Consider the following 25999-nt stretch of genomic DNA (forward strand, 5'->3'; position numbering starts at 1 on the left):
TCCCGGACTAATTTTGGGGAGATTGGCGCTACTCCACCAGGTCGACGGTCTCGGTCGAATGGTGCACGCAGATGAAACAGCAATCGTCGCAGGGCCGGTCGTTGTCCGGGCCGACGCCGGCCGAGATGGCGTCATTGCCGTTGACCCACGCGCCGTAGCAGATGCGTTCGCCCTCATTGCACGAAATCGGCACCGATTTGCGTGAGCCGGGATCGATCAGGAACACCTTGTCGTCGCCCGGCCAGACCGTTTCGCGGTCGCGGCTGAACAGTTCGACCGCAACGGCCTGCCCGCGCTGGTTCTTGACGAAGAAAGCCATGTCGGCAGCCCCGGCCGAGGTGGTGAAAACCAATGCCGCGAGTGTGGCCGCGCGAAAGAGCGTCACGATTGGACCTTTCGAATCATGCCGGCAGACTCGCATGGCCGCCGCGAACTAGGAAGCCGCCTCCGCCGCGATCTGGCGTCCCAGCCGCAGCGTTTCCCGCACCAGCAGGTGAAGATCGTCGCGCCGGGTCCGGTGGTTGGTGATCGCCACGCGCAGGCAATGCTGGCCTTGCACCGTCGTGTCCGACAGTGCCGCAATGCCTTGTTCCTGCAAACGCAGCATGATCTCCGTGTTGAACCGCTTAAGCTCCTCGCCGGACGCCCCGGCAAGCCGATGCCGGAAGCAGACGATGTTGATCGTGGTCGGCGCCATCAGCACCAGCGACGGCTCGGCCTCGATCAGTCCGGCGAGATAGGCCGCTTGCGCGATGTTCTGGTCGATCAGGCGGCCGAATTTGTCGACGCCATGCTCCTTCAGCGCCATCCATACTTTGAGCGCGCGAAAGCCTCGCGACGTCTGCAAACCATAGTCGTGCAGCCATTCGCCGGAGGCGAGACCACGCGGCGTCGATTCCAGATATTCGGGCGTCACGGCGAAGGTACGGCGATGCGCGAGGGCGTCCCTGACCAGGGCGCAGCCGGCCTCGAACGGCGCGTGCAGCCATTTGTGCGGATCGAGCGCGATCGAATCGGCCCATTCGATGCCGGCGACGCGATGGGCGTTCTGCGGAGCGATGGCGACCAGGGCGCCGATGCAGCCATCGACATGGAACCAGAGGTCTTCCTCATGCGCCAGCTTGGCAAGCGCCCGCAAGTCGTCGATCGCTCCGGTGTTGACGGTGCCCGCATTGCCGATGACGCAGGCCGGTTTGAAGCCCGCCTGGCGGTCCTCGGCAATTGCCGCCCGCAAGGCGGCGATGTCGATGCGCAGCCCGGCATCGGTCGGTATTCGCCGCAAGGCCCGGTTGCCGAGGCCGAGCGCCTCCATGGCCTTGCGGTGACAGGAATGGAGCTGGTCCGAGCCATAATAGCGCAGGGGCTTCTCGATGGCGGCAACGCCGTGCTCGCGCACGTCGATGCCGGCCTTGACGTTGCGCGCCACCGTCAGCCCGATCATGTTTGCCATCGAACCGCCGCTGACCAGCGTGCCGCTGGCCGAGACTGGAAACCCCAGCATTTGCTTGCACCAGTTGACGACCTGGCAGTCCATCAGCCCGGCGGCATGGTTGCCGCCGCCGAGGTTGGAACCCTGGATCGCCGCCAGGAAATCGCCGAGCGCGCCGGTGAAGTTGCTCGAGCCCATGTACCAGGCCCAGAAGCGAGGATGGATGTTGCCCATCGGGTATGACATCACGGTGCGGGAGACCTCGCCATAGACGGCGGCCAGCCGCGCCGGCGTTCGCGGCAGGGGCGCGGCGAAGACCTCCCTCACGTCAGCCGGCACCTCCCGCCAGACCGGACGGTCGCGCACGTCGCGCAGATAGTCGACGGCATCGTCGATGACCCGGTGCGACAGGGCCTGCACATCGGCCCAGTCCAGGGGGTCAAGCGTCTCCTCGGCTACAGCGCCAAGGGTTTCCTGCGCGACGTCCATGACAGCCGCCCGTCAAGCCGCCGGGAACTGGCAGCCGGGCGTCGAGCGCGACAGCGCCGTCTCGTCGGCATCCATCTCGGCATCGATGCCGTCGAACAGCGGCGTCGTCATGTAGCGTTCGCCGGTGTCGGGCAGCATGCACAGGATCACCGATCCGGCCGGCGCCTCCTCGGCGACCTGCCGCGCCACGGCGAAGGTGGCGCCGCCGGAAATGCCGGTGAAGATGCCTTCCTTCTGCGCCAGCGCCTTGGCCCATTTGATGCCCTCGGGCCCGGCGATCGGCATCACCTCGTCATAGAGGCCGGCATCGACCGCTTCCTGCAGCACGTTGGGGATGAAATCAGGCGTCCAGCCCTGGATCGGATGCGGCTCGAAGGCCGGGTGGCTGGCGGCGGGCGCCCCGTCGACACCGCGCTGCTGCGCCTTGCCGCTGCCGATGAGCTGGGCGTTGGCCGGCTCGGACAGGATGATGCGGACATCCGGCCGCTCACGGCGCAGCACGCGCGCCACGCCGACCACGGTGCCGCCAGTGCCGTAGCCGGTGACGAAGCAATCGAGCCGCGAGCCGGCGAAATCATTGATGATCTCGCGCGCCGTCGTCGCCTCGTGGATGGCGGCGTTGGCGCTGGTTTCGAACTGTCGCGCCAGGAACCAGCCATTGGCCTCGGCCAGCTCCACGGCCTTCTTGTACATGCCGAACCCCTTTTCGGCGCGCGGCGTCAGCACCACCTTGGCACCCAGCATGCGCATCAGCTTGCGGCGCTCGACGGAAAAACTATCGGCCATGGTGACGACCAGCGGATAGGCTTTCTGCGCGCAGAACATGGCGAGCCCGATGCCGGTGTTGCCGCTGGTCGCCTCGACGATGGTCTGGCCCGGCTTCAACGCGCCGCTGCGCTCGCCCTCCTCGATGATGTTGAGCGCCAGCCGGTCCTTCACCGAGGCAGCCGGGTTGAAGAACTCGGCCTTGACGTAGATCGTCGCGTGGGCCGGGCCGAGATTGTTGATGCGGATGACCGGCGTGTCGCCGACCGTGTCCAAAATGCTGTCGAACAGGCGGCCGCGGCCGGCCGTGGTTCTGATTCTTGCTTGCTGCAACATATCTGTCTCCTCGTCTGTGTTGGTACCTTGCGGTCACGGGCCGGTTACAAACCGGCGGCTTGGGCGGCGAGGTTTCGAGACCTTGCCGCGCTAGGGTCGCTCGACGTGCCGGCAATGCGGCTGCCCGCATCCCGGCGCGCAACTCGCAACCGGGTGCGTTCATGCCGTGTTCGGTGATAAACGAGGGCCGACCGGCCAACGTGGGAGGAAGCGTGGGAGCAAGCGTGGAAATGCACGTGGAATCCGCTCGACCGAGCCTGGATCGCGGCAAGCCCGCTCTTGCCGTGCGCCTGCTCGGGCCGTTCGCGGTCGTGCGCGATGGCGTGCGGGCCGAATTGCCGGCATCGCGCAAGCTGCGCGCGCTGCTTGCCTATCTGGCGCTGGCGCCGCATCCGGTGGGACGCGCTCGGCTGTGCGAGCTCTTGTGGGATGTTCCGAACGACCCCAGGGGCGAGTTGCGTTGGTGCCTCAGCAAGCTTCGCGCCGTCCTCGACGAGCCGGGGCACCGTCGGGTCGAGACACAGGACGACACGGTCGCATTGCGCCTCGACGGCTGTTTCGTCGACGCGCTGGAGGTTAGCGCCGCCGCCGCGCAAGGGATCGCCTCGCTCGACGCCGAGCGCCTGCGATCGCTGTCGGAGCTGTTCGCCGGCGACTTTCTCGACGGTCTGGAGCTCGACCGCAGTCCGTTTTTCGAGAGTTGGCTGATCGCGCAGCGCCGCCGCTTCCAGTCGTCTCACGCCGCCGTGCTGGAGCACCTGGTCGCGGCGGTTCCGCCCGGTTCGGAGGCGGCAGCAGCCGGTCTTGACCGGTGGGTGGAGCTGGCGCCGTTCGACGGCCGCGCGCATCTGGCGCTGCTCACGCATCTGGCCGGGCGCGGCGCCATCGGCGCGGCCGAGCAGCACCTGACGGCGACGGCGCAATTGTTCCAATCGGAAGGGTTGGACTTCGGACCGGTGCGCGCGGCCTGGCAGGCGCTGCGCGACAAGCCAGCGAAAGATCGGCCAGCGGAAGATCGGCCGGCGATAGATCGGCCGGCTGTAGATCGGCCTTCGGCGCAGCCCGCCGGCATCGCGGCATCGCCGCCGTCGCCCGCTCCGGCGGGCGTGGAGCCCAGCCACGCCTCGCTGGCGGTGATGCCGTTCGTCGAGACTGCCGGCCCTTGCGGCACGCGCGGCGGGATCGCCGACGGCCTGACCCATGACATCATCACGCGTCTGGCCAAGCTCAGGGATTTCTTCGTCATCGCGCGCGGCTCGGTCTTCGCGCTCGCCGAGAAAAACATCGCGCCGCAGGAAGCGGGGCGGCAGCTGAATGTGGACTATGTCGCCACCGGCACGGTGGGCACCGTGGCCGGCCGCGTCATCATCGCCGTCGAGCTCATCGAGGTTCGCACGGCCAGGATCGTCTGGGCCGAGAGCTTCGAGCGCCGGGCCGACGACCTCTTCGGCGTGCTCGACGATATCGGCAACGCGATCGTCTCGTCTATCTCGGCCGAGATCGAGACGGTCGAACGCAACCGCGCGATGCTGAAGGCGCCCAACTCGCTCAACGCCTGGGAAGCCTATCACCGCGGCCTCTGGCATATGTACCGCTTCACCCAGCCGGAAAACGAGTTGGCGCAGCATTTCTTCGGCGTGGCGACGGCGCTCGACCCGACCTTCGCCCGCGCCCATGCCGGCCTGTCCTTCACCCATTGGCAAAGCGCTTTCCAGCGCTGGGGCGACCGCGACCACGAAAGCGCGCTAGCCTACGAGACAGCGGGGCACAGTCTCCTGGTCGACGAACAGAACCCTGCCGCGCACTGGGCGATGGGCCGGGCGCTGTGGCTGCGCGGCGAACAGGACGGATCGCTCTTCGAATTGGAACGGGCAGTGGAGCTCAGCCCCAATTTCGCGCTCGGCCACTATGCGCTGTCCTTCGTCCACTCGCAGTCGGGCGATCCGCAGGCGGCGATCGGCTCGTCCGACCATTCGCGCCATCTCAGCCCTTTCGACCCGCTGCTGTTCGGCATGCTGGGCGCGCGCGCCATGTCGCATGTGCGGCTCGGCCAGTTCGAGGAAGCCGCGGAATGGGCGCTGAAGGCGGCGGCGCGGCCCAATGCCCACGCCATCATCCTGGCGATAGCAGCACACTGCCTGGCGCTGGCCGGGCGGCTCGACGAGGCACGCAATTTCGCCGCCGCCCTCCGCAAGGCGCTGCCGGACTACCGCGCCGACGATTTCATCGGCACGTTCCGTTTCGAGGCGGACGCGGAGGCATTGTTCCGGCAAGGCGCAAAGCGGATCGGATTGAACTGAACCCGCGCAATTCCCGCCGATTAACGATTTCGGAAGGGGTTGTTTAACCGTTCGTCGCTATGTCAGCGCCCGGGAGGGGCATGACAGAGAGTGTATGATGAGCGACAGCCCTGACAAGCGCAATGAATGGCGCGCCATTCTTTACGTGCAAGCCCGCGTGGCGGTCCTGTTCGTCCCGGTCGTCGCCAGCCTGCTGATCATCGCCGCACTTGCCGGCAACGACCGCAAATCCGTTCCCGCCGTCGACCGGACGGTGACAGGCTCCGTGCGATAAGGGCTCGGTCATCGACAGCGCACGTTTCCCGGCAGGCGTGCGCATGATGTCGGGCAAATCCCTGCGGCTTTCTGTTGGCGGGAATGACGATGCGATCGGTCGCACAGGCAACAAAAAAGCCCGGACGAGCCGGGCTTTTTCTGCGAGTCTCTGAACCGTCGAACGATTCAGAGACGGGAATTTGGTGCCCAGAAGAGGACTCGAACCTCCACTCCTTGCGGAACACGGACCTGAACCGTGCGCGTCTACCAATTCCGCCATCTGGGCTGGTGCGGGCTCAATAAGCGGGCAAGCGGTGCGTGTCAACGCGGTTTTTGGACCATGATCCCGAAAGGTGGAACCGGCTTTCGCAAAAGGCCATGCCCGGCAAGAGCCGCAGCCTCCGACTGCCGGCTCCGGAGCGGTCAGCCCTCCAACACTTCCTTCGACGCCACGGTGGAATCGGCGTTGAGCGTGTAGATGACCGGCACGCCGGTGCCGAGCTCCAGCTTGACGATCTCCTCGCCCGACTTGCCGTCCAGCGCCATGATCAGCGCACGCAGCGAATTTCCGTGGGCGGCGACCAGGACCGTGCCGCCGCGCAACACATGCGGCTGGAGGTCGTGCAGGTAATAAGGCCAGACGCGGGCGCCGGTGTCCTTCAGGCTTTCGCCACCGGGGGGCGGCACGTCGTAGGAGCGGCGCCAGACATGCACCTGCTCCTCGCCCCATTTCTTGCGCGCGTCGTCCTTGTTGAGGCCGGAGAGGTCGCCATAGTCGCGCTCGTTCAGCGCCTGGTCGCGGACGGTTTTCAGGTCGCTCTGGCCGACGGCGTCAAGAATGTGCTGGCAGGTTTTTTGCGCCCGGACCAGCGCCGAGGTGAAGGCGATGTCGAACTTCAGGCCGCGTGCCTTGAGCTTCTGCCCGGCTGCCTTGGCCTCGGCGTGGCCCTGTTCGGTCAGGTCGACGTCACGCCAGCCGGTGAAGAGATTCTTCAAATTCCATTCGCTCTGGCCATGGCGCACGAGCACGAGGGTTCTCGACATTTTTGCTCCTCTGGGATCTGAGCAATTCCAGCAGAAGTGGGAAGCGGTTTTCTGTCTGGAATTGCATGGGGATGAAGATGGTCCGGGGTCGTTTCAGGCAAGCCCGAGCACGTCCCGCATCGAGTAAAGGCCGGGCTTCCTGCCATGCGCCCACAGGGCTGCCTTGACGGCGCCGCGGGCGAAGATGGTGCGGTCCTCGGCATGGTGGGCCAGCGTGATGCGTTCGCCGGTGCCGGCCAGGATGACGCTGTGGTCGCCGACCACCGAGCCGCCGCGCAGCGTTGCGAAGCCGATCGAGCCCGGCTTGCGCACGCCGGTGTGGCCGTCGCGGACGCGCACATCGTTGCCGGCAAGCGGCACGCCACGCCCCGCGGCGGCGGCTTCGCCCAGCAGCAGAGCGGTGCCGGACGGCGCGTCGACCTTGTGCCTGTGATGCATTTCGAGGATCTCGATGTCGAAATCCCCGGCGTCGAGTGCGCGCGCGGCCTGTTCGACCAGCACCGCCAGGAGATTGACGCCGAGGCTCATATTGCCCGACTTGACGATCGTCGCATGGCGCGCCGCAGCGGCGATCCTGGCATTGTCGTCGGCCGAGCAGCCGGTCGTGCCGATGACATGGACGATGCGCGCCTGCGCCGCATAGCCGGCGAATTCGACGGTCGCAGCCGGGGCGGTGAAATCGAGCACGCCGTCCGCCCCTGCGAAGGCCGGCAGCGGATCGTCCGATATCGGCACATTGATGATGCCGATGCCGGCAAGCTCGCCCGCATCCTTGCCGAGATAGGGCGATCCCTGCCGCTCGATCGCGCCGGCGACGCGTGCGCCCGGCATTGTGTGGATGGCGCGGATCAGCGTCTGGCCCATGCGGCCGGCGGCGCCCACCACCACCAGGCCCATATCGCCCGCGGGTCTGTCGGCTGTCGGCGTTTCACTCATCTCGCGCTCCCGGCGATGCCCTGCGTCTCGATAGGTTGCGTCGGCCCTGGCGCCGGAGTTTGGATCGGCGCGCCGTCATCGACAAGCCCCAGGCCCTTCCTGCCCTGCACCCGGTGGAAGCGGGAATAGACGCTGTGCGGGTCGGCCATCAGCGAGGCATGGGTGCCCTGTTCGACCAGATGACCCTGTTCCAGCACGATGATGTGGTCGGCATTGACCACCGTCGACAGCCGGTGGGCGATCACGATGGTGGTGCGCCCCTCCATGACGTGGGTCAGCGCTTCCTGGACCTTGGCTTCCGCCTCATTGTCGAGCGCCGAGGTCGCCTCGTCGAGCAGCAGGATCGGCGCCTGGCGGACGATGGCGCGGGCGATCGACACACGCTGGCGCTGGCCACCCGACAGCGACGCGCCGTTTTCGCCGACGGGCGTGTCGTAGCCCAGCGGCTGCTGGCGGATGAAGCCGTCGGCCTGGGCCAGTCGCGCGGCCTGCTCGATCTCGGCATCTGTGGCGGAGAGCCGGCCATAGCGGATGTTGTCGCGGATGGTGCCTTCGAACAGATAGGGCTGCTGCGAAACATAGGCGATGGAGCTGCGCAGCGATTGCTTGGTGATCTTGGAAATGTCCTGGCCGTCGATCTCGATCGTGCCCGACTCGACGTCGTAGAAACGCTGCAGCAGCGCCACCAGCGTCGTCTTGCCGGCGCCGGAGGCGCCGACGATGGCCGTCATCTTGCCGGCGGCGGCGACGAAACTGAGGTCCTGCAGGACCGGTGCCTCCTCGACATAGCGGAAGCTCACATTGTTGAACCGCACTTCGCCCGTGGTGAAATTGGCCTCGGCGGCTCCCGGCGCATCGCCCTGCTGCGGCTCGAGATCGAGGATTTCGTAGATCATGCGCGCATTGACCAAAGCGCGCTCCATGCCGACCTGCATGCGCGCCAGCCGCCTTGCCGGGTCGTAGGCCAGCATCAGCGCGGTGATGAAGGAGAAGACGGCGCCCGGCGGCTGCCCGAGGACGAGCGCACGATAGCCGGAATAGGCGATGACGCCGGTGACGGCGAGACCGGCCAGCATGTCGGAAATCGGCGACAGCCGTTCCGAAACCCGGGCGATCTTGTTGCCGCGGTGCTCGGCGCTGTTGGCGAGCTGGCTGATGCGTCGCGATAGCTCGTCCTCCATGGTGAAGGCCTTGACGATGGCGATGCCTTGCGTGGCTTCCTGCATGGCGCCGATCAGCCGGGAGTTGATCTGCACCGATTCGCGGGTGATGCGGCGCACCCGGCGCATCAGGTAGACAACGGTGTAGATGAGCGGCGGCCCGATCACCAGCGAGCTGAGCGACAGGACCGGATCCTGGTAGATCATGACGCCGAGCAGCCCGAACAGCGTCACCCCGTCGCGCGCGATCGACGTCAGCGTCATCGACAGCAGGTCGCGAATGCCGTTGACGTTCTCGTTGACCTGCGCCGCCAGCCGGCCCGATCTCGTGTCGTTGAAGAAACCGACGCCGAGCTTCATCAGGTGATCGAAGATGCGGCGCTGGTAGCGCGCAACCAGATTGTTGCCGACGGTCGCCAGCGTCACCGCCTGGCCGTAGCCGGCGAAACCGCGCACGAGAAAGGCGCCCATGACGCCGGCGCAAATCCACACGATCAGATCGCCGCGCCGCTCATAGAAGATCTGGTTGACGACCGGGCTCATGATCCAGGCGGTGAAAGCGGTCGTGGCGGACACCGCCAGCAGGCAGGCCCCGGCAAAGATGTAGGACCACAAATAGTCGCGGCCGTTCTCGGCGATGATACGGCGCAGCACCGCCCAGACCTCGCCAGGGGTGGCTTTCTGCTTATGTGGAGCTTGGAGTGTCAAATCGGGAGCGCTTCGTGGTTTCCGCTTGGTGGGACGGGCTGCACACGGCATCCCTTCTGGCGCCCCTCTTAGCGCCAAGCGGCCGGCTTGCCTATGCCTGCGGCTGATTAACTTCGTCGCGGGGACCGGACGGACGCCTGGTCCGTCATGCGACCCAGCCTAGGCCTGCCAGCGGCGGCCCGCGGTCTGCACGCCGAACAGCGAAGGGTTCCTGGCGTAGGCGGCGAGACCCAGAAGGGCCGCCAGCGGATGGGTGATGACATAGACGGGCATGGTGCGCATCAATTCGCTGTGCGGCGCCTTGTCCTCGAAGGCGGCGCGGAAATTGCCCTGTTTCAGCGCCGGCACGATCTTCTGCGCGATGCCGCCGGTGAGAAACACACCGCCGCGGCTCATGAACACCAAGGCGAGATCGCCGGCGGTGCGCCCAAGGCAGGTGACGAATATCTCCAGCGCTTCCTGCGCAACCGGATCGGTCCTGGCAAGTGCCGCTGCGGTTATTTCGGCCGGCGTGGTGAAGGGCGACGGTTTGCCGTCCGCCTTGGCCACCGCCCGGTAGACGTTGACCAGGCCGCGTCCGCACAGGATCTGCTCGCCCGAAATGCGGCCCTCGATCTTCTCGATATGCGGGAAGACCTCGAAATCCCTGCTAGAACGCGGGCCGATGTCCATGTGGCCGCCCTCGCCGGGCACCGGGATCCAGTGGCGCAGCGCGTGCACCAGCCCGGCGACGCCGAGCCCGGTTCCGGGACCGAGCACCACGCGGCCTGCATTGGGCTCCGGCGCGCCGCCGCCGATCTTTTCCATGTGCTCTTCGCCGAGCGCCACGACGGCCAGCGCCTGCGCCTCGAAATCGTTGAGCACGACGATGTCGCTGAGGCCGAGGCTGGCGAACATCTGCCGGGGCTTGACGATCCACGGGCAATTGGTGAGCTCGATCTCGTCGCCATCGACCGGGCCGGCCACCGCCAGCACCGCCGAATTGGGGCGGACCGAGGAGCGGTCGAGCACCGCCGCCTGGATCGCCTCGTCGATTGTGTTGTAGCTGGCGGTCTGGACGATCGCCGGCTCGCCGGCTTCCGAATTGGCGTCGAGCACGACCGAGAAGCGCGCATTGGTGCCGCCGATGTCGCCGATCAGGATCGGGAACCGCAGCGCCGTGTCGTCGTCGCCTGTGTTTGGCATGCTTTGTCGTCCGTCCCCGGCGCCCGACGGCCCATTGCCGTTCTCCCGTTGACTAGCGCATGAGTTTGAAAAGGGAAACGGTTTTCGAAACCGATGGTGCGCACGACCGATTTATGAAGCCGAACGGCCGCGACTAGGCTGCCGCCTTGTGCTCCTCGCGGGCAGCGGACCAGACTTCGCGGGCCGCATCGGCGTTCATGGCGGCAATTCCCAGGCCGACAATCAGGTCGGGCCACGCAGAATGCCAGATCACCGCGGTGAGAAGGCCCGCGGCGATTATGGCGACGTTGGCAAAGGCGTCGTTCCGCGCGGAGAGGAACGCGGCCTTTGTCAGGCTGCCGCCGTGATGGCGGAAGCGCGCCAGCATGAACGCGCAAGACAGGTTCACGGCCAAAGCCCCGGCGCCCGCAAGCGACAGCGGCAGCGGCGACGGCGCGACCGGCAGGTTGAACTTGACCCAAGCCGTCCAGAGCGTTGCCAAGGCAGGCACCAGAAGAATCGCCGCCAGAGCCATGCCGACCCTTGCGCGGCTGCGTGCGCCCCAGCCAAGGGCAACGAGAATAAGTAAATTGAGCGAGGCATCTTCCAGGAAATCGACGCTGTCCGCGAACAGCGACACGGAGCCGATCGCAGATGCCACGGCGAACTCGACGATGAAGTAGCCCAGGTTCAGAAGGGCCACCCACCGGACGACGCGGCGAAGGCCTATATCCTGCGTTTGCAATGCCGGCCCTCCTGCTCGCGGGGTGACGAATGAACGGCGGCGAAGCGCCGGGGCGTCAACTGACGCGGTCAGTTTCCCGGCCGTGGCCGCGGCACCGGTACGCCGATCTCGGGCGTCGCGGTGAAGGCGTTCACCATGCCCGGCAGGCCGGCCGTGCCGCTGGCCGCGGTGGCGGGCAGCGACGGCGCCTCGGGTTCGGGCGCGGCGACCGCGACCGGTACGGCGCCGCCGTGATAGGTGGCGGCCTCGACCGAAGCCGGCCCGGGCGCGTCGAGCACGGCGCGGCATTCTCTCGGCAGGTTCGCCATGGTCATCAGGTCGCGCGCCTTGGGCGCATCCGGGTTCTTGTTGGGCCGCCACGGTTCCTGCGTGAACCACCAGGCCAGCGGCTTGCCGCAGCCGTCGTCGGCCGGGGTCGCTTCCTGCGCCTTGCAGTTGGGCGAGCCCGGCTGGCAGCCGATGCGCATGTGGAAATGATAGTCGTGGCCCCAGAACGGCCTGATCTTGCGCAGCCAGGAGCGGTCGCCCCTGACGGTGTCGCAGAGCTTCTTCTTGATGCCGGGATTGACCAGGATGCGCTCGACCTCGGGATAGCTCGCCGCGCGCTTCAAAAGCCGCGTATGCGCCGACGTCCACAGCGCGTCCTTCACCAGATGCGTCTTTTCGTCGACCATCAAGGTCGCGCTCATCGTCTCGCGCCGCGCCATCGACAACGGCCGGCTGGGCATCGGCGTCAGCCAGATGTCGGCATCGAGCCCGATCTGGTGCGAGGCATGGCCGGTCAGCATCGGGCCGCCGCGCGGCTGCGCGATGTCGCCGATCAAAAGGCCCGGCCAGCCGTCGGCGACGGCATCGCGCGACAGTTTCTCGACCAGCGCGATCATCGCCGGATGGCCCCAGCGGCGATTGCGCGACGGCCGCATCACCTGCCAGGTCGGGCCGTCCATGGGGATGGCGACGCCGCCGGCAAAGCAGCCCTTGGAGTAGAAGCCGAAGGATTGCGGGGCGGTCGCCGCCGGCAGTTTCTCGGCGCCGAAGAGGTCCTTGGCGCGTTCCTCGGCCATTGCCGGCGGCGCGGCGAGACTTGTGAGGGCGAGCAGGCCAAAAGCCGCCAGCTGTGAACGCTTGCCGAGCCGCATCGCTGTCTCCATGAACCCCCGCCGCAAACCCAAGCCCGAATCATAGCACGCAATGGACGTTGCTTCGATCGCCGGAGCGGTTCCGTTTCTCACAAACCGGTCAACCGCCCTGTTTTCTTTTCCGACGCATTCCGGCCCGAAACCGTGTCACGGAATGCGTCAGCGTTTCATCGGGCTGCGCGGCGCGCCGTCGCGCCAGTCGCCGCTTGCCCACATATGGTCGAAGGCGGCGCGGTAATCCGGGAAGCGGAACCGGTAGCCCGTCGCCTTGAGCGCCGCGTTGGCGACGCGCTTGTTCTCGCCATAGAAGGACCGCGCCATGGGCGAAAGTTGGGCGGCCTCGAAGGGAATTTCAGGCGGCGGTGTGATGCCCATCAGCGCGGCGGCATAGGCCACCACGTCCTGCGGCGGCGCCGGCTCATCGTCGGTGACGTTGAAGATGCCGCCCGTATCATCCCCGATGAGATGCCACAGCGCGCCGGCTATATCGTCGCAATGGATGCGGTTGAACACCTGGCCGGGCTTGACCAGCCGCCGCGCGGTGCCGTTTTCCAGATTGACCAAGGCGTTACGGCCGGGGCCGTAGATGCCGGAGAGCCGCAACACCGCCACCGGCCGGCCGATCTCGCGGCCAAGCCGCAGCCAATCCTGCTCGGCCGCCACGCGCATCGCCGAGCGTTTCGACACCGGCCGGCATTGCGCCGTCTCGTCGACCCAGGCGCCGCCATGGTCGCCATACACGCCGACGGTGGAGAGATAGCCGATCCATTCGAGCGCAGGCATCCGCACGATCGCCTCGCGGGCGGCATTCAGCACGGGATCGCCGGCCTCCTCGGGCGCGATCGAGATCACCAGATGGGTTGTTGTCGCCAGCGCATCGCTGATTTCGCCGGTCAGCGCGCCATCGAACAGCAGCGGCGCGATGCCGGCCTGGCGGAGCGCCTCGAATTTCTCCGCGGAGCGCGTCGTGCCGCGGACCGCCGTGGCGGCATCGCGGTTGGCGCGCGCAAAAGCCTTGCCCGAATAGCCGGCGCCGAAGATGAATATCCGCTTTTCGCTCATGCAGGCGCCCTGGCTGGAACCGGCCGCGCCCATTCCTCGCGCACGGCCGCGTCGCTCTCGGTTTTCAGGCCGGCTGCGGCGCGTTCGGCATATTCGGCCTCGGGCACCAGCCGCGCCAGCGCCCATATTGCCGCGCCCCGCACCAGCGGCGAGGCGTCGGCGAGCAAGGCGCGCACCGCGCCGGCAAGCGCTGCATCGCCGGAATTGCCGGCGGCGATCAGCACGTTGCGGACAAAGCGGTTGCGGCCGATGCGCTTGACCGGCGAGCCGGAAAAGAAGGCGCGAAACGCCGTGTCGTCCAGCCGCAGGAGATCGGCTAGCGCCGGCTCGCGTAGATCGTCACGCGCGGCGAGCTTGGCCTCGGAGGCCACCTTGGCGAACTTGTTCCACGGGCAGGCGGCGAGGCAGTCGTCGCAGCCATAGATGCGGTTGCCGATCGCCTCGCGCAATTCATGGGGGATCGGCTCCTTGTTCTCGATGGTGAGATAGGAGATGCAGCGCCGCGCATCGAGCCGGTAAGGCGCCGGAAAGGCATCGGTCGGACAGGCGTCGAGGCAGGCGCGGCAGGAGCCGCAATGGTCCTCCTCCGGCATGTCGGGGACCAGTTCGGCCGTCGTGAAAATGGTGCCGAGGAACAGCCAGGAACCGTGCTGCCGGCTGACCAGATTGGTGTGCTTGCCTTGCCAGCCGAGCCCGGCGGCCTCGGCCAGCGGCTTTTCCATGACGGGTGCGGTATCGACGAAGACTTTGACGTCGCCTCCCGCCCGCGCCACGATCTTGCCGGCGATCTCCTTCAGCCGGCCCTTCATCACCTCGTGATAGTCGCGGTTTTGCGCATAGACCGAGATCGCGCCCCGGTCGCGCCTGGCCAACAGGTCACGCGGATCGTGGTCCGGCCCGTAATTCATCGCCAGCACGACGATCGAACGCACCTGCGGCCACAGGCTTGACGGCTCGCTGCGGCGTTGCAGCGTCTCGGCGATCCAGCCCATGGAGCCGTGGAACCCGTCTTCGACAAAGGCGGCGAGCCGGGCCGGCGCCAGCGGGATCGCATCGGGGGTGGTGACGGCGACCGCCTCGAAACCGGCGCGCCGCGCCTGCGCGTCGATCAGCGCGCGCAGTTTTGCGGCGTCAGAAGTCGAGGTCCGCATAATGCGACACCGGCGACAGGCCGCGCACCCGGTCGGTCAACAGCGGCCGGAACGAAGGCCGCGACTTGACCCGCGTGTACCATTCGCGCGCGGCAGTGTGCTCGCGCCAGTCGATCTCGCCGAGATAGTCGAGCACCGAAAGGGTGGCGGCGGCGGCGAGGTCGGCATAGGTGACCCTCGAGCCGGCCAGCCAGTGGCGGGTGCCGGCGAGCCAGTTGGTGTATTTCATGTGCTGGCGGATGTTGGCCCGCGCCGCGCGGATGGCGGCCGAATCGGGCGAGCCGCCGCCGGCGGTTTCCGGCATGACCGGCTTCAGCACGCGCTCGCGCACCAGATGCCGGGTGATCTCGCTCTCGGCCTTGTGAAGATACCAGTCGGTGAGCCGGCGGATCTCGGCGCGCTGCATCGGGTCCTCGGCGAACAGGCGCTTGTCGCGCTTCAGGACGCCGCGCGTCTCGTCGAGATATTCCGAGATGACCGTGGCGCCGACGATCGGCACGTCGCCCTCGGCCAAAAGGATCGGCAGCGTGCCGGCCGGGTTCAGCGCCAAGAACTCCTTGCGCCGCGTCCACGGCTTCTCCTCGATCAGCGCCAGCTCCTCGCCATACTCGCCGAAAGCGAGGCGCACGAACCGGCAGGAGGCGAACATGGGATGATGGAAAAGCGTCAGCATGGTTCCGCGATGATAAAGCGCACTGGTGGTTTGGATTTGAAGTTCCTGTCCCCTCAACGGCATCCGCGTTCAGGAACTTCAAATCCAAACCACACCAGAACTTGAAGTTGGCAGTGTGGCTCAGAATCCGGAATTCGCGCATCGCGCTCCTCCCGGGGGTGGCGAATTCCGGATTGCCACACTGGCGAATCGCCCGGCGCACCGGTAAGTCTTGGCCGCCCGATAAGCGGGCCGTCAGGGTGTTGCGACCTATAGGGGGAGTTCGGCGCCATGACAAGCAAGCCCTGTCAGCCCATCCCGCGAATGCCGAGGTAGCCCATGGAAAGCCAGACAATCGTCGAAGCCCTGCTGCTCGGTCTGCTGGAGGGATTGACCGAGTTCATTCCGGTGTCCTCGACCGGGCATATCCTGCTCGCCGGCCATTTCCTCGGCTTCCACTCGACCGGCAAGGCCTTCGAGATCCTGATCCAGCTCGGCGCCATCCTGGCCATTCTGAGCGTCTATTTCCGGCGGTTGTGGCAGATGCTGCTCGACCTGCCGCATGACCGGCTGACGCGGCATTTCGTCATCGGCATCCTCATCGCCTTCCTGCCGGCGGCCATCATCGGCGCGCTGGCGCATGATTTCATCAAGACCATCCTGTTCGAATCGCCGCGGCTGATCTGCATCATGCTGATCATCGGCGGCGTGGTGCTGCTCGCCGTCGACCGCATGAAGCTCAAGCCGATGTACCGCGACGTCGAACGCTTCCCGACGCGGCTCTATTTGCAGATCGGGCTGTTCCAGTGCCTGTCGCTGATCCCCGGCACCTCGCGCTCGGGATCGACCATCGTCGGCGCGCTGCTGCTTGGCGTCGACAAGCGGGCGGCGGCGGAATTTTCCTTCTTCCTCGCCATCCCCACCATGGTCGGCGCCTTCGCCTTCGACCTGTTCAAGAACCGCAACGTGCTGACGTCGGCCGACCTGCCGATCATCGCCGTCGGCTTCGTCGCCGCCTTCGTCACCGCGCTGCTGGTGGTGCGCCTGCTGCTCGATTACGTCTCGCGCAAGGGCTATGCGCTGTTCGGCTGGTGGCGGCTGGTGGTCGGCATCGTCGGGCTCGCCGCGCTGATGATCTGGGGGTGACCTCGTCATCCACGGGCGAAGCAAGGAGCGCAGCGACGCCGCGCAGACCCGTGGATGACGAAGGTGAAGGCCTTCGCGCGCCCCCGTCATGCGAACCTCCTGCGGAGCAGCGCACAAGTCCTGCGGATTCCAGAACACTCCGCTGCGTAAGCTCGCCCTATCATCCCTCAGGCAATGGCGTCCGGCGAGCCGCATTCGCCCCCGCGCACGCGGTCGGCCGGGCGCCCAATGAGAGGGAACGACGATGAAATTCATGCTGACCGACAGGAAACTGCACCCGCGGGCCAAACCCGTCGCCGAGGATTTCAGGAGCGGCGCCATCAACCGGCGCGAATATCTGGCGCTCATGGCCGGGCTCGGCGTCAGCGCCGCCGGCGCTTTTGCCCTGGGCGGGCTGGCGCCCACGCCCGCCCGCGCGGCGGAGCCCAAGAAGGGCGGCGTGCTGCGCGTCGCCATGAACGTCAAGGGTTTCAAGGACCCGCGCACCTTCGACGGCGTCGAAATGTCCAACGTCGCGCGCCACTGCAACGAATATCTCGTGCGCTGGAACACCGATTTCTCGTTCGAGCCCTGGCTGCTCGAAAAATGGGAGATGAGCGACGACGCCAAGACGCTCACCTTGCATGTGCGCAAGGGCATCACCTGGTCGAACGGCGACGCCTTCAACGCCGAGGATGTCGTCCACAACCTCACCCGCTGGTGCGAAGCCGGTGTTGCCGGCAATTCGGTCGCCGCGCGCATGGGCGCGCTGGTCAATGCCGACACCAAGAAGGTGGTCGATGGCGGCATCGAGAAGGTCGACGACCACACCATCAAGCTCAACCTGCCCAAGCCCGACATTTCGCTGATCGCCGGCATGGCCGACTATCCCGCTTTGATCATGCACCGCTCCTATGATGGCGACGGCGATCCGCTGAAGGCACTTTCGATCACCACCGGCCCTTGCGAGCTGGTGAAGTGGGATGCCGAGACGGGAGCCGAGGTGAAGCGCAAGGACAAGCCGTGGTGGAAGGGCGAATTCCACCTGGATGGGATTCAGTGGATCGATTACGGCTCCGACCCCAACGCCATGCTGTCGGCGTTCGAATCCGGCGAGATCGACACCGACCACGAGACCGCCTCCGATGCCGTCTCGCAGACCGAGCAGATGGGCCTGAAGAATTCCGAGATCGCCACCGGCTCCACCATCGTCGCCCGCTTCAACGTCGCCAACGCGCCCTATGACGACGTCAAGGTGCGCCGCGCCGCCCAGCTCGCCGTCGACAATTCGGCCGTGCTGGCGCTCGGCCTTGGCGGCCGCGGCAAGCCCGCCGACAACCACCATGTCGGCCCCATGCATCCCGAATATGCCGATATCGGCCCGGCCAAGCGCGACGTCGAGGCGGCCAAGAAGCTGCTGGCCGAGTCCGGCAAGGCGGACCATGAATTCGACCTCATCTCGGTCGACGTCGAATGGCAAAAAAGCACCGGCGACGCCATAGCGGCGCAGATGCGCGAGGCCGGCCTCAAGATCAAGCGCACCGTGCTGCCCGCCGCCACCTTCTGGAACGACTGGAGCAAATATCCCTTCTCCTGCACCGAGTGGCTCGGCCGCCCGCTCGGCGTCCAGGTGCTGGCGCTGGCCTACAAATCCGGCGCCGCCTGGAACGAAAGCGCCTATGCCTCGAAGGAGTTCGACGAACTGCTCGACAAGGCGCTCGCCACCCCCGACGCCGCCCAGCGCAAGGAGATCATGGCCGGCATCGAAAAGAATTTGCGCGATTCAGGCATCATCATCCAACCCTACTGGCGCTCGGTCTACCGGACCTATCGCAAGGGCATCGAAGGCTGCGAGCAGCACCAGGCGCTGGAGCAGCACTTCGAGAAGGTTTGGCTGGAGGGGTGAGGCGAGCGCCGACCTGATCTCCTCGCCCCCACGAAAGTGGGGGTCCGAAGGACGGGCGAGACCCGTGGCTCGCCCCAGGGCGGTGGCCTCGCGCAGCGAGGCCGGATGAGGGGTGCTCCAGCTTGGCGCTCCGTCAACAGCGAACCAAACCAGAAAACCCCAACGCCTCACTCCGCTGGAACACCCCTCAACTGTCTCGGCGCTGCGCGCCGATCCACCTTCTCCCACAAGGGACCTGTTGCGTAATTCGCTGATTGTGATTCTCTGAGACGGAGGCTCTGAGGGAATCGCGATGGCAGTGAAGCAGACTGGTCAGCTGAGCTTGGCGGAGGCTTTTCTGGGCACCAAGCTTGCGGGTGGTTCTTCGCCGCTTGATCGTTTGTCGGGTCTTGTGAAGTGGTATCGCTTCGAGAAGCTACTCAATCCCCTGCGCGATGGCGGACCGGGACGGGCGGCCTGGCCGCCGCTGGTGTTGTTCAAGGCGCTTTTGCTGCAATCGCTCTATGGGCTTTCGGACCGTGAGTTGGAAGAGGCGCTTGGCGACCGGCTGTCGTTCCGGCGCTTTATCGGGCTCGGGCTGGAGGAGAGCATTCCCGATCACACGGTGCTTTCGCGCTTTCGCAATCTGCTTGTCGGCGAAGGGCTGCTCGACAAGTTGTTTAGCGAACTGGACCGGCAGCTGGAGAAGGCTGGCGTTATCCTGAAACGTGGCACGATGTTGGATGCCACGCTGATCAATGCGGTCTCGGCGCCGCCGAAGTCCGAGCGGCCGTCGAAGGATGCGGACGCCCGCATCACCGCACGGCAGGGCAAGGGCGGCTTCACTTTTGGCTACAAGGCTCATGTCGGGGTGGATGAGGGCTCTGGCCTGATCCGCACGGTGATCACCACACCGGCCAACGTCAACGACACGGTGGTGGCCGATGATTTGATCTGCGGCGACGAGACGACGGTGTGGGCGGATGCCGCCTATGACACTCATGCCCGCCGCGCCCGCCTCAAGGCCGAGGGCAAGAAGGCTCGCATTGCACGGCGCCCCAACAAGCATCATCCGCAGTTGCCGCCGCGGCTCAACCATTACAATCGCCTGATCGCAAGACGCCGAGCGGCGGTCGAGACCACTTTTGCCACGCTCAAGAACCGCATGAAGCTGACCAGGATCCGTTATGTCGGACTGGCCAAGGCGACCGCCCAGGTGACGATGGCGGCGATCGCCTTCAACATGCGCCGATGGGCGGCCATCACGGGATAGGTGCGCCCGCAATCCGGCCTCACCAGCCGAACCGCCGCCTTCAACCCTGAACCAGCCGCCAAATCCCGAGAAACCGGCGGAAGGTCGCGAGACGTCAATCGCCGCCAATTCCCACTCACAAACTGCGCAACAGGCCCACAAGGGGAGAAGGCAAGCCGCCGCAACGCCGGCGCTTTTCTGCAACGCTAGCGATTGCCGAAAGCAGCGACAACAGCGTCCTTCGCCCCGTTTACGGGGAGAAGATGGCCAGATGAGGGGCGGCGCCAACGCCTGAAATTGAAGCGCACATTCGCAAATGTCCAAAGATGGAACGCCTGTGATATTTCCGCGTGGCTAATCAGCCCGAAACAGCTAAAGTTATCAGGCACGCTGCCTAGCTCATTACCCCAAGGCCTTCAGCAGCTCACCAAGGTTAGCAAGGCACTGCTCCACGTGATGATGCTTTTTGGTGTTTCTTGGTATCAACCTAGCCCGAGATATAACTTCTTCAGCGCTCTTCCTTATGACATTTTTCTGGTTGGCGTCATAGTTCATGCCGCGAGCGATGTAGAATGCTAAGTATCCGGACGCAACTCTAAATGGGTAGTAGGCGTCTTCCTCTTTGACCGCCTGCTTGACTAACAATGAGTGCGCGTCCAAGAAAACTTTGAAATCATCCCGATAAGAAACATCCTTCGTTCTACTTTCGAGCAGAAAACGGGCATAATGATTATCGATCTGAAAGGTATCGAAGTTTGCCTTCCTATTTGCGTGGCTGTATGCTGTTCTGAAATGAATTTCACATGCCGGGTAATTGCCATCTTCCAGCCTAGATATCGCAAACTGCAGCCAGAACAGTGGGTTCCTCGCCATGGACGGCAACTCTTTCAGACGATCGTATATTACTTTATATTTGTCACCCATCTTCCGACGAGCAAATATTCTATCTATAAAGCTAAATCGGATTAGCTCCTTCTGGAGCTCAAAAAACAACTTATTCTGACCAACCCGCTCACATCTCTTTACAACGTCCACTATAAGGTCGACCACATAGTCAACATCGACTACATGTTGCAATACATACTCGCCGAATACAGCCGACTTCAACTGAATATTGCCGTGTCGCCTTTCTATTATTTCCATCGAGAATTGATTATTTATAAGCTCTCTTTTCGTAAAAACATCGATGCCAGATAGTTGGCCGACGAGCATTATATCAGGGTGGAACCCAGCAATATCCAAAAACAGCGTTATACAAATTATGCGGAGCGCTTCACTGCTCGGCTGTTCATTAAAAGCCTTGATAATCTTCTCTCGAATAGATGGAGATTTGAAAAGAGAAACAAGTAAATTCCTGATTTCAGCCTTACACTCACTGTGAACGTAGTACTCCTTGTCCTTCTGGCTTCTATTCGAAAAGTCTGCCCACAGTCCATTGTCGTCGATAACTTTAACGAAAGACTGCACGTCATTGCTACTAAGCTTGTTTACATCATACTCTGTATAATTATCGCCTAAGATCTCAGTTACTCTGTACGACCTTAACTCATATATCGATGAGCGTGTCATGGCGACAACTGACGCGCCTGGAATCTCGGATAGAATGATTTTGACAGTTTCGGAGAAACGGAAAACATCGTCAACGAAGAATATCGGATCGACAAAGCGGGACGATACAATTGCTAGGTCTTGGCCAAGCGTCTCATCCGAGGCGTTAACATGAAGAACCGTTCGACCCGTTTGGAGAAGGCGCATTTTGACCGATTCTGACAGCACGGACTTGCCGTTACCCAGATCTGAGTGAATCAAAATGCGTGAGGGACCGTTCGAAAGTCGATCCAGTATGGCGGACTCGACCTCTCGACGAACTACGTAGGGAGTACCGTGAATCCCTTGGCCTAATAGAGCTGGGTAATCTGTACCACCATACAACAGTAATTTCAGAACGTCGTCACTGGTAGGTCGGCGAGAGTCAGTTGGTAAAGATTCCAGCTCGAATGAAATTAACTCCTGAGCTGTCCGCTCAGCACGTTTCACTTGCAGGACAATTTCGGCGAATTGTTCAACACCGATGTTTAACACCGTTCCGTATTGCTCCAGCTCTCTCCTTAAAACAGGATCGATGTCATCGACTTCGATGAAGAATAACCGCGATTTCAACACGGGGTCCGAATATAATATTCTGGCAATGTCAATATCATAAACGCTGTAGCCTATTATTACCGCGCAGCCCGCGATTGACAAATCCGTTTTAAATCTCCAGTACCACGGCGATTCAACGAATGTATTCGTTAAATAGCTAGCTTTAGTTAACTTTATGCGAGATGCGAAGTCGGGGAAGTCGACCCCATCCAAGATCCCGTTGATATGAACCACTGACGTATTGCCAGGCTTTTCCGGCACGCTTTGAGATGCCGTGCAGTCTATGGGGTTCGAAGCTACGCTCCGCCTTGACCGCGAAATTTCGATCACACTGTCATAGTTTGTAGTGTATATCCTTTTCCAAGAGAATGCTGCCACATCTCCGATGTATTGCGGTATGTCTTGGGGTAGTAATTTGGCCTTTAACAGCTCGAATAGCGTATGCTCGCCCAACTTGTGTATGTACTCTCGCGATATCGTATCGAGCTCATATTTTATAGGGATATTTAGCTGTTCGTGAAGCAGCCGTATCAGAGCTCGTCCAGTTGGCAGCCGGTCGCCGTTTTTGTCCAACGCATTTGCCGAAAATCCCGAGCCAACAAACAGAAGAGGAAAGGACGATGATAAGCCCTCGATGAGTGCAGCCAGACCATCTTTGTCATCGCTCATCGATTACTCCAGTTTGAATGCGACTGTCTTCTTGGTTGTCTATCTTTACCAGTGGAGAGCGGATTGAATTTTCGCATCTTTGAGGGAACGACTATGCATGTTACGTAGACTCTTCTCAATCCCCAACGTCAACGCTGAATAAACCCGTCATTTGGATATCTATTTTGTCGAACCGGGGGCATGCCGCTTGCCAGCATGCCAGCGCCAACTGCTCACAACACCGCCCGTGGGTTCCGGCAAGATACAGCACCGTCGCCATCACTAGGCGTTGTGATCAATCTCCACCGCTCAGTTCCCCCCGCTGCGCTGGGGCTCCCCCGCTTTCGAAGCCTGCCATCGATCCACCGGATCGATGGCTTGGCGCGCTCTGCGCGCCAACCGCCCGCTCAATCCCCCATCTTCAAGGCCTGGATAAACGCCTCCTGCGGGATATCCACCTTCCCAAACTGGCGCATCCGCTTCTTGCCCTCTTTCTGCTTGTCGAGCAGCTTGCGCTTGCGGCTCACGTCGCCGCCGTAGCACTTCGCGGTGACGTCCTTGCGCAGGGCGGAGATGGTTTCGCGGGCGATGACCTTGCCGCCTATCGCGGCCTGGATCGGGATCTTGAACAGATGGTGCGGGATCAGCTCCTTGAGCTTCTCGCACATCTGGCGGCCGCGCTTTTCCGCCGCCGTGCGGTGGACCAGCATGGAGAGCGCGTCGACCGGCTCCTCGTTGACCAGGATCGACATCTTCACCAGATCGCCCTCGCGGTAGTCGGTGAGGTGATAGTCGAACGAGGCGTAGCCCTTGGAGATCGACTTCAGCCGGTCGTAGAAGTCGAAGACCACTTCGTTGAGCGGCAGGTCGTAGGTCAGCATGGCGCGCTTGCCGACATAGGAGAGGTCGGCCTGGATGCCGCGCCTATCCTGGCAGAGTTTCAATATGCCGCCGAGATAGTCGTCGGGGGTCAGGATGGTGGCGCGGATCCACGGCTCCTCGATGGCCGAGATCTTCACCACGTCGGGCATGTCGGCCGGGTTGTGCAATTCCTTCACCGAGCCGTCATTGAGCAGCAGCCGGTAGACGACGCTCGGTGCGGTGGCGATCAGATCGAGGTTGAACTCGCGCTCCAGCCGCTCCTGGATGATTTCGAGATGCAAAAGGCCGAGGAAGCCGCAGCGATAGCCGAAGCCGAGCGCGGCACTGGTTTCCATTTCATAGGAGAAGGAGGCGTCGTTGAGGCGCAATTTGCCGACGGCGGCGCGCAGATCCTCGAAATCCGCGGCGTCGACCGGGAACAGGCCGCAGAACACCACAGGCTGCGCCGGCTTGAAGCCGGGCAAAGCATGCGCGGTCTGGCGCTTGTCCTCGGTGATGGTGTCGCCGACGCGGGTGTCGGCCACTTCCTTGATCGAGCCGGTGAAGAAACCGAACTCGCCGGGGCCGAGTTCCTCGACATTGATGCGGGCGGGCGTGAACACGCCGGTGCGCTCGACCAGATATTTGGCGCCGGTGCCCATCATGCGGATGGTCTGGCCCTTCTTCAACACGCCGTCGATGACGCGCACCAAAACGATGACGCCGAGATAGGCGTCGTACCAGCTGTCGACCAGCATCGCCTTCAAGGGAGCGGTCGCGTCGCCCTCGCGCGGCGGCGGCAATTGGTGGACGATGGCCTCCAGCACATCGGGAATGCCAAGGCCGGTCTTGGCCGAGATCAGCACGGCGTTGGAAGCGTCGATGCCGATCACCTCCTCGACCTGCTCGCGGATGCGCTCGGGCTCGGCGGCCGGCAGGTCGACCTTGTTCAGCACCACGACGATCTCGTGGTTGTTGTCGATGGCCTGGTAGACATTGGCGAGCGTCTGCGCCTCGACGCCCTGAGAGGCGTCGACCACCAGCAGCGAGCCTTCGCAGGCGGCCAGCGAGCGCGACACTTCATAGGCGAAGTCGACATGGCCGGGCGTGTCGATGAGGTTGAGGATATAGTCCTCGCCATTGTTGGCGCGGTATTTCAGCCGCACCGTCTGCGCCTTGATGGTGATGCCGCGCTCGCGCTCGATGTCCATCGAGTCCAGCACCTGCTCCTTCATGTCGCGCAGCTCCAGCCCGCCGGTGAGTTGGATCAGGCGGTCGGCAAGGGTGGATTTGCCATGGTCGATATGGGCGACGATGGAGAAATTCCTGATGTGGTCAAGGGGCGTGCTCATGCCGCGCGCTTTAGCAGGGGCGGCTTGCTGCGGCAAGGCTTGCGGCGCAAGGGGGGCCCTGGCCATCACAAAGCGGTGAGCCGCGCGGAAAAGCCCGAAACAGCGGGCGGGTGCGGCCGGATGCTTAAACTTTGAACGATCCTCTTAGACCCGGGTTTGCCGGCGCATGTTAGTTCCCCCGCAGGTAAACCGTTTTTGGGGTAAGGAAATGCCGGGGCTTGCAGGAAAGTTCGCCCGCTCTCGCGGCGGCTCGATGATGCCGCTGTTCTTCATCAGCCTGGTGCCGCTGGTCACCGTGGTCGGCCTCTCGGTCGATTATACGTCGGCGGTCCAGACCCGCTCCAACATGCAGCAGGCGCTCGACGCGGCGACGCTGGCCATAACCACGCTGCCGAAGACGACGGCGCTGGCGGCCCGCCAGCAGATGCTCCGGGACATCTTCGCGGCCAATGGCGGGCAAGGCACCGCCACGCTGGTGAGCTTCACCATCGCGGCCAACGGCACCGCCACGGCGCAGGCCTCGGCGAGCTTCGCCATGCCGACCGACTTCATGCAGATCGCCAGGATCGACACCGTGCCGGTCGGCGTCACCTCGGCGGTCAACAAGGCGCCTGCCCTGGTGCAGACCACCTTCAAGATCGAGAAGGCGTCGGGCTGGTGGGACAAGACGATGTATCTCTACGGCACGCGATTCGGCTCGACCACGAAGCAGAAGCTGATGCAGATCAGCTATGTCTACAACAAGGGCGGCGACCCCAAGGGCTATGGCACCACCACCGTCTCCACCGTGAGCGGCACCACGCTTACCCAGGTGCAGCAGCAGGTGTGCAACACCACGACGGTCGCCAATTTCGACAACACGCCCTCTGGCGCCATCACCAGCACCGACGGCAACGGCGTCATGCGGCAGACCGTCTGCACCACCACGCCGGCCAACAGCACCGGCGCGGTCATCGACGTCAGCCAGATGGACCAGCTCTATCTGGAGATGAACGTGCCTTCCGCCGCGACGGCCAAACCGGCCCAGCCGACCACGCTGAGGTCGAACGATCCGAACACCTCGAACCGGCTCTATATCGGCACCAGCCCGACCGACATGCCCGAAATCGCCACGGGCCAGACCGTCGATATCTTCACCGCCGTGCCGTGCGGCCAGACAGGCTACCAAGCCTGGGAAGACGGCGGCTCGGCCGTGCCGGCGCCTGTCGTCAACGCCGACTTCTTCTACACTGTGATGGGCAAATGCGACTTCAACCAGCGCCCCTCGCAAACGGTGCTGACGCAGTAGCGGCGAAGCTGCGATCTCCCCCCCTCGTGGGGGAGATGGCCGGCAGGCCAGAGGGGGGCGCTGCCCCGCCGGCCTTGCCAAGGTCCACGGAACTAGTCCTCCACTTTCCCG

20 protein-coding genes and 1 tRNA gene are annotated in these 25999 nt (G+C 63.9%); 6 read left to right on the plus strand and 15 right to left on the minus strand.

Annotated features, from left to right (window positions below):
* Window positions 1–28: 28 nt before the first annotated feature.
* From FJ972_RS03245 to FJ972_RS03255, 3 genes are read right to left on the minus strand one after another with little or no spacing between them, the layout of a single operon-like run.
* Window positions 29–385, minus strand: coding sequence for a hypothetical protein (locus tag FJ972_RS03245; RefSeq protein ID WP_140524348.1), 357 nt, complete (start codon window positions 383–385; stop codon window positions 29–31).
* Between the two features lie 48 nt (window positions 386–433).
* Window positions 434–1918: a pyridoxal phosphate-dependent decarboxylase family protein gene (locus FJ972_RS03250; protein WP_140524349.1), complete on the minus strand. Its 1485-nt coding sequence runs from the start codon at window positions 1916–1918 to the stop codon at window positions 434–436.
* A 12-nt stretch (window positions 1919–1930) separates the two neighbouring features.
* Window positions 1931–3019, minus strand: a complete 1089-nt coding sequence (locus FJ972_RS03255; RefSeq protein ID WP_140524351.1) for a PLP-dependent cysteine synthase family protein — start codon at window positions 3017–3019, stop codon at window positions 1931–1933.
* 230 nt (window positions 3020–3249) lie between these two features.
* On the opposite strand from FJ972_RS03255, the gene FJ972_RS03260 reads away from it, so the two are divergent.
* Complete coding sequence (locus FJ972_RS03260) at window positions 3250–5319, plus strand: transcriptional regulator (protein ID WP_140524443.1); 2070 nt, start codon at window positions 3250–3252, stop codon at window positions 5317–5319.
* A 94-nt stretch (window positions 5320–5413) separates the two neighbouring features.
* On the plus strand, window positions 5414–5593 hold the full coding sequence (locus FJ972_RS03265; protein ID WP_140524353.1) for a hypothetical protein: 180 nt from the start codon (window positions 5414–5416) through the stop codon (window positions 5591–5593).
* A 182-nt stretch (window positions 5594–5775) separates the two neighbouring features.
* Here FJ972_RS03265 and FJ972_RS03270 read toward each other — a convergent pair.
* The 10 genes from FJ972_RS03270 to FJ972_RS03315 all read right to left on the minus strand — a co-directional run bounded on the left by FJ972_RS03270 (window position 5776) and on the right by FJ972_RS03315 (window position 15356).
* Window positions 5776–5860: transfer RNA gene (locus FJ972_RS03270), tRNA-Leu, on the minus strand.
* Window positions 5861–5997: 137 nt separating this feature from the next.
* On the minus strand, window positions 5998–6618 hold the full coding sequence (locus FJ972_RS03275) for a 2,3-bisphosphoglycerate-dependent phosphoglycerate mutase (RefSeq protein WP_140514169.1): 621 nt from the start codon (window positions 6616–6618) through the stop codon (window positions 5998–6000).
* Between the two features lie 93 nt (window positions 6619–6711).
* Window positions 6712–7554: a 4-hydroxy-tetrahydrodipicolinate reductase gene (gene dapB, locus FJ972_RS03280; RefSeq protein ID WP_140524355.1), complete on the minus strand. Its 843-nt coding sequence runs from the start codon at window positions 7552–7554 to the stop codon at window positions 6712–6714.
* On the minus strand, window positions 7551–9473 hold the full coding sequence (locus tag FJ972_RS03285) for an ABC transporter ATP-binding protein (protein ID WP_140524356.1): 1923 nt from the start codon (window positions 9471–9473) through the stop codon (window positions 7551–7553). Before FJ972_RS03285 ends, dapB begins: the two co-directional genes overlap by 4 nt.
* Before the next feature lie 108 nt (window positions 9474–9581).
* Window positions 9582–10607, minus strand: coding sequence for a glucokinase (locus tag FJ972_RS03290; protein WP_140524358.1), 1026 nt, complete (start codon window positions 10605–10607; stop codon window positions 9582–9584).
* Between the two features lie 133 nt (window positions 10608–10740).
* Window positions 10741–11331 carry a cation transporter gene (locus FJ972_RS03295; protein WP_140524360.1) on the minus strand — a complete coding sequence of 197 codons (591 nt, stop codon included), beginning with the start codon at window positions 11329–11331 and terminating at the stop codon, window positions 10741–10743.
* Window positions 11332–11399: 68 nt separating this feature from the next.
* Window positions 11400–12482 carry a penicillin-insensitive murein endopeptidase gene (gene mepA, locus FJ972_RS03300; protein ID WP_140524361.1) on the minus strand — a complete coding sequence of 361 codons (1083 nt, stop codon included), beginning with the start codon at window positions 12480–12482 and terminating at the stop codon, window positions 11400–11402.
* Window positions 12483–12629: 147 nt separating this feature from the next.
* Window positions 12630–13532 carry an SDR family oxidoreductase gene (locus FJ972_RS03305; protein ID WP_140524363.1) on the minus strand — a complete coding sequence of 301 codons (903 nt, stop codon included), beginning with the start codon at window positions 13530–13532 and terminating at the stop codon, window positions 12630–12632.
* A complete protein-coding gene (queG, locus tag FJ972_RS03310) occupies window positions 13529–14683 on the minus strand; it encodes a tRNA epoxyqueuosine(34) reductase QueG (RefSeq protein WP_140524365.1) in 1155 nt (384 codons plus the stop codon). The genes FJ972_RS03305 and queG overlap by 4 nt, the downstream gene beginning before the upstream one ends.
* The gene (locus FJ972_RS03315) at window positions 14664–15356 is read right to left on the minus strand and encodes a glutathione S-transferase family protein (protein WP_140524367.1); all 693 of its coding nucleotides are present in this window, start codon (window positions 15354–15356) and stop codon (window positions 14664–14666) included. Before FJ972_RS03315 ends, queG begins: the two co-directional genes overlap by 20 nt.
* Window positions 15357–15674: 318 nt before the next feature.
* Between FJ972_RS03315 and FJ972_RS03320 the strand changes: the two genes are divergently transcribed.
* From FJ972_RS03320 to FJ972_RS03330, 3 genes are all read left to right on the plus strand, one after another.
* Window positions 15675–16481: an undecaprenyl-diphosphate phosphatase gene (locus FJ972_RS03320; protein WP_140524368.1), complete on the plus strand. Its 807-nt coding sequence runs from the start codon at window positions 15675–15677 to the stop codon at window positions 16479–16481.
* Window positions 16482–16725: 244 nt separating this feature from the next.
* Complete coding sequence (locus FJ972_RS03325) at window positions 16726–18366, plus strand: ABC transporter substrate-binding protein (RefSeq protein ID WP_140524370.1); 1641 nt, start codon at window positions 16726–16728, stop codon at window positions 18364–18366.
* 292 nt (window positions 18367–18658) lie between these two features.
* Window positions 18659–19618 (plus strand): IS5 family transposase, encoded by a 960-nt coding sequence (locus FJ972_RS03330; RefSeq protein WP_140524371.1) that lies wholly within the window; start codon window positions 18659–18661, stop codon window positions 19616–19618.
* Between the two features lie 381 nt (window positions 19619–19999).
* On the opposite strand, the gene FJ972_RS03335 is transcribed toward FJ972_RS03330, so the two are convergent.
* On the minus strand, window positions 20000–22408 hold the full coding sequence (locus FJ972_RS03335; RefSeq protein WP_140524373.1) for an SIR2 family protein: 2409 nt from the start codon (window positions 22406–22408) through the stop codon (window positions 20000–20002).
* Between the two features lie 386 nt (window positions 22409–22794).
* Window positions 22795–24600: a translation elongation factor 4 gene (gene lepA, locus FJ972_RS03340; RefSeq protein ID WP_140514160.1), complete on the minus strand. Its 1806-nt coding sequence runs from the start codon at window positions 24598–24600 to the stop codon at window positions 22795–22797.
* A 208-nt stretch (window positions 24601–24808) separates the two neighbouring features.
* Between lepA and FJ972_RS03345 the strand changes: the two genes are divergently transcribed.
* On the plus strand, window positions 24809–25888 hold the full coding sequence (locus FJ972_RS03345; protein ID WP_140524375.1) for a TadE/TadG family type IV pilus assembly protein: 1080 nt from the start codon (window positions 24809–24811) through the stop codon (window positions 25886–25888).
* Window positions 25889–25999 lie beyond the last annotated feature (111 nt).

Origin of the sequence: Mesorhizobium sp. B2-1-1 (assembly GCF_006442975.2) — a bacterium.
GTDB lineage: Bacteria > Pseudomonadota > Alphaproteobacteria > Rhizobiales > Rhizobiaceae > Mesorhizobium.

Excerpts from the sequence above, each read along its gene's own strand:
- FJ972_RS03250 (WP_140524349.1), bottom strand. The coding sequence starts at position 1,918 with ATGGACGTCGCGCAGGAAACCCTTGGCGCTGTAGCCGAGGAGACGCTT.
- FJ972_RS03255 (WP_140524351.1), bottom strand. The coding sequence starts at position 3,019 with ATGTTGCAGCAAGCAAGAATCAGAACCACGGCCGGCCGCGGCCGCCTG.
- FJ972_RS03260 (WP_140524443.1), top strand. The coding sequence starts at position 3,250 with ATGCACGTGGAATCCGCTCGACCGAGCCTGGATCGCGGCAAGCCCGCT.
- FJ972_RS03265 (WP_140524353.1), top strand. The coding sequence starts at position 5,414 with ATGATGAGCGACAGCCCTGACAAGCGCAATGAATGGCGCGCCATTCTT.
- FJ972_RS03275 (WP_140514169.1), bottom strand. The coding sequence starts at position 6,618 with ATGTCGAGAACCCTCGTGCTCGTGCGCCATGGCCAGAGCGAATGGAAT.
- dapB (WP_140524355.1), bottom strand. The coding sequence starts at position 7,554 with ATGAGTGAAACGCCGACAGCCGACAGACCCGCGGGCGATATGGGCCTG.
- FJ972_RS03285 (WP_140524356.1), bottom strand. The coding sequence starts at position 9,473 with ATGCCGTGTGCAGCCCGTCCCACCAAGCGGAAACCACGAAGCGCTCCC.
- FJ972_RS03290 (WP_140524358.1), bottom strand. The coding sequence starts at position 10,607 with ATGCCAAACACAGGCGACGACGACACGGCGCTGCGGTTCCCGATCCTG.
- mepA (WP_140524361.1), bottom strand. The coding sequence starts at position 12,482 with ATGGAGACAGCGATGCGGCTCGGCAAGCGTTCACAGCTGGCGGCTTTT.
- FJ972_RS03305 (WP_140524363.1), bottom strand. The coding sequence starts at position 13,532 with ATGAGCGAAAAGCGGATATTCATCTTCGGCGCCGGCTATTCGGGCAAG.
- queG (WP_140524365.1), bottom strand. The coding sequence starts at position 14,683 with ATGCGGACCTCGACTTCTGACGCCGCAAAACTGCGCGCGCTGATCGAC.
- FJ972_RS03315 (WP_140524367.1), bottom strand. The coding sequence starts at position 15,356 with ATGCTGACGCTTTTCCATCATCCCATGTTCGCCTCCTGCCGGTTCGTG.
- FJ972_RS03320 (WP_140524368.1), top strand. The coding sequence starts at position 15,675 with ATGGAAAGCCAGACAATCGTCGAAGCCCTGCTGCTCGGTCTGCTGGAG.
- FJ972_RS03325 (WP_140524370.1), top strand. The coding sequence starts at position 16,726 with ATGAAATTCATGCTGACCGACAGGAAACTGCACCCGCGGGCCAAACCC.
- FJ972_RS03330 (WP_140524371.1), top strand. The coding sequence starts at position 18,659 with ATGGCAGTGAAGCAGACTGGTCAGCTGAGCTTGGCGGAGGCTTTTCTG.
- FJ972_RS03335 (WP_140524373.1), bottom strand. The coding sequence starts at position 22,408 with ATGAGCGATGACAAAGATGGTCTGGCTGCACTCATCGAGGGCTTATCA.
- lepA (WP_140514160.1), bottom strand. The coding sequence starts at position 24,600 with ATGAGCACGCCCCTTGACCACATCAGGAATTTCTCCATCGTCGCCCAT.
- FJ972_RS03345 (WP_140524375.1), top strand. The coding sequence starts at position 24,809 with ATGCCGGGGCTTGCAGGAAAGTTCGCCCGCTCTCGCGGCGGCTCGATG.